General features: G+C 71.6%; 6 protein-coding genes. All 6 read right to left on the reverse strand.

Annotated elements, in window-relative coordinates; translation table 11 throughout:
* Positions 1-547 (reverse strand): efflux RND transporter permease subunit (locus AX737_RS07630; protein ID WP_197430490.1); only part of this gene is annotated, 547 nt, incomplete at its 3' end.
* Between the two features lie 13 nt (positions 548-560).
* Entirely contained in the window at positions 561-2,279 is a 1,719-nt protein-coding gene (locus AX737_RS07635) for an efflux RND transporter periplasmic adaptor subunit (protein ID WP_066920320.1), read from the reverse strand.
* Between the two features lie 82 nt (positions 2,280-2,361).
* Positions 2,362-2,748 carry a hypothetical protein gene (locus AX737_RS07640; protein ID WP_066920321.1) on the reverse strand — a complete coding sequence of 129 codons (387 nt, stop codon included), beginning with the start codon at positions 2,746-2,748 and terminating at the stop codon, positions 2,362-2,364.
* Positions 2,749-2,857: 109 nt separating this feature from the next.
* Complete coding sequence (locus AX737_RS07645) at positions 2,858-3,175, reverse strand: hypothetical protein (protein ID WP_066920324.1); 318 nt, start codon at positions 3,173-3,175, stop codon at positions 2,858-2,860.
* A 181-nt stretch (positions 3,176-3,356) separates the two neighbouring features.
* A complete protein-coding gene (gene fdhF / locus AX737_RS07650) occupies positions 3,357-6,329 on the reverse strand; it encodes a formate dehydrogenase subunit alpha (protein WP_066920326.1) in 2,973 nt (990 codons plus the stop codon).
* Positions 6,330-6,384: 55 nt separating this feature from the next.
* On the reverse strand, positions 6,385-7,390 hold a 1,006-nt coding region (locus AX737_RS07655; protein ID WP_197430491.1), incomplete at its 5' end, for an NADH-ubiquinone oxidoreductase-F iron-sulfur binding region domain-containing protein.

Raw genomic sequence — 7,390 nt, forward strand, 5'->3', positions numbered from 1 at the left:
GCACCTCGCCGCCCATCGGGATCACCTGGGCGACGCCGGGGATCGAGAGCAGGCGCGGGCGGATGGTGAAGTCGGCGAGTTCCCGCAGCTGCATCGGCGAGACCGAGCCGCCGGAGAGCGCCACCATCACGATCTGGCCCATGATCGAGGAGACCGGGCCCATCATCGGGTTCACGGTGGGGGGCAGCTGCGGCCGCACCATCGCCAGCCGCTCGGAGACCTGCTGGCGGTTGCGGTAGATGTCGGTGCCCCAGTCGAACTCGACATAGATCACCGAGAGCCCGACGCCCGAGACCGAGCGGACGCGGGCGACGCCGGGCAGCCCGTTCATCTGCGTCTCGACGGGAAAGCTGACGAGCTGCTCGACCTCCTGGGGCGCCAGCCCCTCGGCCTCGGTCATGATGGTGACGGTCGGCCGGTTGAGGTCGGGGAAGACGTCCACCGGCAGCTTCGTGACGACGAAGCCGCCGTAGAGGACGAGCACCGCCGCGAGCGCCAGGACGAGCAGGCGGTTGCGCAGGGACTGCGCGACGAGGAGCGTGAACATCGGGCGCGTCTCCTCAGCGGACCTGGTTGAGGAGTTCGGCGCCCTGGGTCACGATCCGCTTCCCCGGGGCCAGCCCGGACACGACCAGGACGTTGCCCGCGTCGAGGGGCTCGACCCGCACCTCGCGCGGCTGGAAGCGCTCGGGCGCGACGTGCTCGTACACGATGCTCTGGCCGTTGCCGCCGCGCACCACGCTCATGCGCGGCAGCGCCAACCCCGCCTGCTGGGCGTCCGTCGCGGCCAGCACGGTGACGAACTGGCCGGTGCGCAGTTCGGGCGGCGCGCCCTCCACCGCGAAGTGCATCGGCACCGCTTGGCTCCTGTCGGCGAGGCCGGCGCCCATGTAGGCCAGGCGCAGCATCCGGCCGTCCGCCAGGCGCGCCGTCGCGTCCTGCCCGCCCGCCAGCGCGTCGAAGCTCAGCGCCTCGACCCAGAGCCGGCTCGGATCGACGATCTGGAAGACCTGCACGCCGGGGCTCGCCATCTGGCCGGCCACCGCGCTCGCCTCCGCGACGACCCCGTCGACCGGCGCTCTCAGCGCCTCGGGCTGCTGGCGGATGTTGTCGAGGGCCGCGCGGCGGTCGTGCAGGCCCTTGAGTTCGGCCTGGGCATCCTCCAGCTGGACCTGCGAGACGGCGCCGCCCGGCGCGAGCTTGCGGTAGCGCTCGACCCGCCGCTCGGTGATCACGATCTGCTGGTCGAGTTCCCCCTGCCGCTGGCGCATGTCGGAGACGTCCACCGCCTGCACCGGGGGCGTCACGTAGGCGAGCACCTCGCCCTTGCGCACCCGCGCGCCCAGGCGCGGGAAGATCCCGGATTCCGGCGGCGAGAGGCGGCCGCCGACCGAGGATTGTACGACGCCGCTGGCGCTCGGATCGGGGACGATGCGGCCGGGCAGCTCGACCGTGCGTCGCAGGGTGTCGGAGGCGGTCACCACGGTCCGGACCGCGAGGACGCGCTGGGTGGGCTTGGGCACGAAGACCGAGCCGTCCGGCTGGCGTCGCGCGAGGTCCTGGGCGGAGGGCGCGGCCATCGGCGCGAGGGGGGGCGCGGACCCGCCTTCGCCGTGGCCCTCGTGCGCGAAGGCCCGGGGCGCGAAGGCGAGGGCGACGACGAGCACGACCAGGGCGGTGGCCGGCAGGTAGCGGCGGCCCCGCATCAGCAGCGTGACCGCGCTGCCCAGGAGGAAGCCGAGGCCGCCGACGGCGAGCGGCAAGGGATCCGCCTCCTTCAGGTGGCGCTGGAAATCGTGGGCCGCGGCGAGGCCGGCCGCCCAGGCCGAGGCACCCGCCGCCTCCGGTGCCGGCGGCGCCTCCGGAACGGTGAGCGAGACGGGGAACATGTCGGTCGTGCCCGATGCCGTCACCGTGAACAGCACCTCGTAGGCGCCGGGATGCTGGCTCCAATGGGCATCGAGCCCGTAGCTGCCGTCGGGCATCGGCAAGACCGGGACGGAGCCCTCCGGCGTCTCGGCCTGCACGACGGCGTCCGTCACCGGTTCGTTGGTGCCCGCGCGGTCGAGGAACACGGACAGACGACCGTCGCGGGCGATGGCGACCAGCTCGAGCGCCTCCGTGCTCGATGAGCCGCGCGGTGCGGTCGCCGTCGGCGGCGCCTGCGCCTCGCTGCCGTGATCGTGTCCCTCGTGGGCACGGGACGTCGGCGGCGCAGCGGCGCAGAGGCCGAGAGCCAGGACAGCCGTCCGCAGGGCGGCGGCGGAGAGGACACGCATGGGGAAACCGAGCCTTCGCGACAGGGAGGCTGGCGGCAGCCCTCAGGGGCCGCCGCTCAGGACGCGCATCGATGCGCGGACCTCAGGCGAAGGTTCGAGGGGGCTCGGGAAGGCTTTCGGGGGCGAGGCTGTCGAACAAGACCTCGTGGATGCCGGCCAGCATCCGACCGGGCCTCCAGCCGACCGCCACGGCCGGGAAGTCCCGGCGCAGGAAGGTCGCGTGGCAGCAGCAGTTCAGGCCGCAGGGGCTCGTCGGCGTCTCGTCGCCGGCAAGCTCGGCGCAGCCCGACAGGCCGAGGGTGCGTTCCGGGCCCGCCGCGTCCGGGTGAACCGCCGCGGCATGCTGCAGGACGCCGCCATGCCGCGCCCCGGCATGCGCATGTCCGGCACCCAGCACCGAGACGGCGACGAGCGACACGGCCAGGAGGACCGTGAGAAGCGAGCGCCAGAGGGAGCGGGTGGCCGACATGACGCCGCACGCTTAGCACGACGCGGGCTGTGCGGCCACGCGGTTTCTGGTGCCGATCGACACGCACGGATCGACACCTGCCGGCCAGCTAGGGCCGGCAGGCCCGGTCTCACCGGATGTTCTGCGCGTCGTACCCCGGCACGGGCGGCAGCGCGTCCGAGGACGGACCGAACAGGTCCTGATCCGCATCCCACGCGAAGTCCGGTGTCGGGCCCAGCTCGGCGTGATCGCCGAGGACCCGGCGTGCCGAGACGATCTTCTGGAACGCCTGCCGGCTGGTTCCGGCGTTGCGGGCCAGATCCTCCAGGCGGCGCAGCTTCTCGATCGTCAGGACCGTCGCCGCATCACGGCGTTCCGGTCCCTCCTGGGCGAGCTGCTGCACCAGCCAAGCGGTCTCACCATCGACGTCCGCAGCGTGCCCGTGCATGGCGATCCCTCCCCGTAACAGAGGCCTGGATCATGCTTTAGGCCCGGCGCGTCCGCCCCTCCTTAACCCTGGTGAAGATCGCGTGGATCGGCTCCGGAAGCGTGCGGGGCCGGAACGCGGCCGGGATCCGGCGGCACGTCGGGACGTGCCGCCGGCGCGGAGGCTCGGGGCCGGCCGGCGTTCACTCCGCGGCGACGGGCATCGCGTGGAGGGGCGTCACCCGCGCGGCGCAGAACTTGAACTCCGGGATCTTGCCCATCGGGTCGAGCGCCGGGTTGGTCAGCAGGTTGGCCGCGGCCTCGGCGTAGCAGAAGGGCATGAAGATCATGCCCTCCGGCACGTCGCGGTCGGAGCGCACCTTCAGCTCGACGGCGCCGCGGCGCGTCTCGAGCCGCATCGTGTCTCCCGGCTCCAGGCCGAGCCGGTAGAGCTCCTTGGGCGCCATGAAGGCCACGGCCTCCGGTTCGAGCGCGTCGAGCACGCCCGCCCGGCGGGTCATCGAGCCGGTGTGCCAGTGTTCCAGCACGCGCCCCGTCGAGAGCACCATCGGGAACTCCGCGTCCGGCACCTCGTCCGGCGGCACGATGGCGGCCGGCACGATCTTGGCGCGGCCGCTCTCGGTCGGGAAGCCGGCGTAGAAGATGATCTCGTTGCCGGGCTGGTCGGGCGCATCGACCGGGTAGGTCACCGCCCCCTCGCGCTCCAGCCGCTCCCAGGTGATGTTGTTCAGCGAGGGCATCACCTGCGCCATCTCGGCGAAGATGTCGGCAGGCCCCCCGTAGCTCCACGGCAGGCCCATGCGCCGGGCCAGCTCCTGGATGATCCACCAGTCCTGGCGCGCGTCGCCGGGCGGGCTGACGACGGGCTGGGCGATCTGCACGCGCCGGTCCGTGTTGGTGAAGCTGCCCGCCTTCTCGGCGAAGGCCGAGGCCGGCAGCACCACGTCGGCGTGGAAGGCCGTCTCGGTGAGGAAGAGGTCCTGCACCACGAGATGGTCGAGCATCGCGAGCGCGTGCCGGGCATGGTTGAGGTCGGGATCGGACATCGCCGGGTTCTCGCCCTCGACGAACATGCCGCGGATCTCGCCCGCGTGGATCGCCCGCATGATCTCGACGACGGTCAGGCCCCGCTGCGGATCGAGGGACTGGCCCCAGAACTCCTCGAAGAGCTCGCGCACCGCCGCCTTCTCGACGGACTGGTAGTCCGGGTAGACCATCGGGATCAGGCCGGCGTCGGAGGCGCCCTGCACGTTGTTCTGGCCGCGCAGCGGGTGCAGCCCCGTGCCCGGACGCCCGATCTGCCCGGTGATCAGCGCGAGCGCGATCAGGCAGCGGGAATTGTCGGTGCCGTGGACGTGCTGGCTGACGCCCATGCCCCAGAAGATGATCGAGGACTTGGCCCGGGCGTAGAGGCGTGCGACCTCCCGCAGGGTCTCCGCGTCGATGCCGCAGACCGGCGCCATCTTCTCCGGCGTGAAATCGACGATCTTCTCCTTCAGCGCCTCGAAGTTCTCCGTGTAGCCGGCGATGTACTGCTCGTCGGAGAGCTTCTCCTCCACGATGACATTGAGCATCGCGTTGAGCATCGCCACGTCGGTGCCGTTGCGGAAGGCAAGGTGCTTGTAGGCGTGCCGCGACAGGCTCTGGCGCCGCGGATCCATGATGATCAGCTTGGCGCCGCGCTGCTTCACCGCGTTCTTCAGGAAGGTCGCGGCGACGGGGTGGTTCACGGTCGGGTTGGCGCCGATGACGATGATCACCTCGGCATCGAGCGCGGCCGAGAAGGGCGCGGAGACGGCGCCCGAGTTCAGCCCCTCCATCAGGGCCGCCACCGACGAGGCGTGGCAGAGGCGCGTGCAGTGATCGACGTTGTTCGAGCCGAAGCCCAGCCGCACCAGCTTCTGGAAGAGGTAGGCCTCCTCGTTCGAGCCCTTGGCCGAGCCGAAGCCCGCGAGCGCCTTCGGCCCGCTGGTGTCACGGATCCGGACGAGCCCGGCGGCGGCGCGGTCGAGCGCCTCCTCCCAGCTGGCCTCGCGGAAATGGGTCCAGGGATTGGCCGGATCGACCTGATCGTTGGCGTCCTTGCCCACGTTGTCGAGGCGGATGAGGGGCTTCGTCAGCCGGTGGGGGTGGTGGACGTAGTCGAAGCCGAAGCGGCCCTTGACGCAGAGGCGGTTGTGGTTGGCCGGGCCGTTCAGGCCCTCGGCGTAGACGATCTTCTCGTCCTTGACCTTGTAGGAGATCTGGCAGCCGACACCGCAATAGGGGCAGAGCGAGGCGACCTCGCGGTCGGGATAGACCGTGCGGGTGTTGTGCTCGGCGTCGAGATAGGCCGAGGGCATCAGCGCGCCGGTGGGGCAGGCCTGCACGCACTCGCCGCAGGCGACGCAGGTCGAGCCGCCCATCGGGTCGTCGAAATCGAACACGACCTTCGCGTCGGCCGCCCGGTAGGCCATGCCGATCACGTCGTTGACCTGGACCTCGCGGCAGGCGCGGACGCAGAGGTTGCACTGGATGCAGGCGTCGAGGTTGACGCTCATGGCCGGGTGGCTGAAGTCGCCGGTCCAGCGCTCGGCCGCCGGGAAGCGGCTCTCCGTGATCTCGACGTGGTCGGCCTGGATCCAGAAATGCGAGGCCGGGTCGTGCGAGGTCGCCCGCTCCGGCTGGTCTGCGACCAGGAGTTCCAGCACCATGGCGCGGGCCTTCTCGGCCCGCTCGGTGGCGGACTTCACCTTCATGCCGACCGCCGGCGTGCGCTTGCACGAGGCCGCGAGCACCCGCTCGCCCTCGATCTCGACCATGCAGGCGCGGCAATTGCCGTCCGGCCGGTAGCCGGGCTCGGGCTTGTGGCAGAGATGCGGGATGTGGGTGCCGAGCCGCTTGGCGACCGCCCAGATCGTCTCGCCGGGCTGCGCCTCGACTTGGCGGCCGTCGAACTCGAACTGGATCGTCGGGGGCGCGCTCGGGCGCTCCGCGAGGCCGTAGAGGCCGGTGGGCTCGGGCGCGGCCTGGCCGCCGGCCTTCACGCCCTGCGTGTAGCTATTGGCTGCGGCAGGCCCCGCGCCGGGGGCGGGGCCACCGGCGTCCTGGGGCTCGGCGGCCCGGATCTCGGCCCGCTCGGTCTTGTCGCCGTGCGTTTCGGGTGCGTTGCTCATGCGTCCGCTCCAGTCTGGGGCGTCTGTGTCGGGCTTTCGGTCGGGCGCGCGATCGTCATTCGGCCGCGACCGCGCGCGGGGCCGGGAAGAGGTCCGGGAAATACTTGATCACGGAGCTGACCGGGTTCGAGGCCGCCTGACCCAGGCCGCAGATCGAGGCGTCGCGCATGCACTGCGCGAGTTCGCCGAGGAGGTCCGTGTCCCAGACGCCGTTCTCCATCAGCATGCGGGCCTTCTGCGTGCCGGAGCGGCAGGGCGTGCACTGCCCGCAGCTCTCGTCCTCGAAGAAGCGCATCAGGTTGAGCGCGGCGCCGCGCACGTCGTCCTGGTCCGACAGCACCACGACCGCGGCCGAGCCGATGAAGCAGCCGTACTTCTCGAGCGTGCCGAAATCGAGCGGGATGTCGTTCATCGAGGCGGGCAGGATGCCGCCCGAGGCGCCGCCCGGCAGGTAGGCCGCGAAGGCGTGGCCCTCGCTGAGGCCGCCGCAATACTCGTCGATCAGCTCCTGGATGGTGAGGCCGGCGGGCGCGAGCTTCACGCCCGGCTGCCGCACGCGCCCCGACACCGAGTAGGAGCGCAGGCCCACGCGGCCGTTGCGGCCGTGGCTCTTCCACCAGCCGGCGCCGCGCTCGAGGAGATCGCGCACCCAGAACAGGGTCTCGACGTTGTTGATGAGCGTCGGGCGGTTGAAGAGGCCGACCTGGAACGGGAAGGGCGGCTTGTGCCGCGGCAGCCCGCGCTTGCCCTCGAGCGACTCGATGAGCGAGGATTCCTCGCCGCAGATATAGGCGCCGGCCCCGCGGCGCAGATGGATGCGCGGGCCGCCCTCGGGCAGCTTGGCGATCTCGCGGGCCAGGATCTCCCGGGCGATCGGGTACTCGTCGCGCAGGTAGATGTAGACGTCCGCGGCCTCGACCACGTGGGCGCCGATCAGCATGCCTTCCAGGAAGCGGTGCGGGTCGGTGTTCAGGTAGAGCTGGTCCTTGAACGTGCCGGGCTCGCCCTCGTCGCCGTTCACCGCCATCAGGCGCGGGCCCGGCACGTTCAAGGACCAGCTC

It is taken from the genome of Methylobacterium sp. CCH5-D2 (assembly GCF_001556475.1).
Taxonomy (GTDB): Bacteria; Pseudomonadota; Alphaproteobacteria; order Rhizobiales; family Beijerinckiaceae; genus Methylobacterium; species Methylobacterium hispanicum.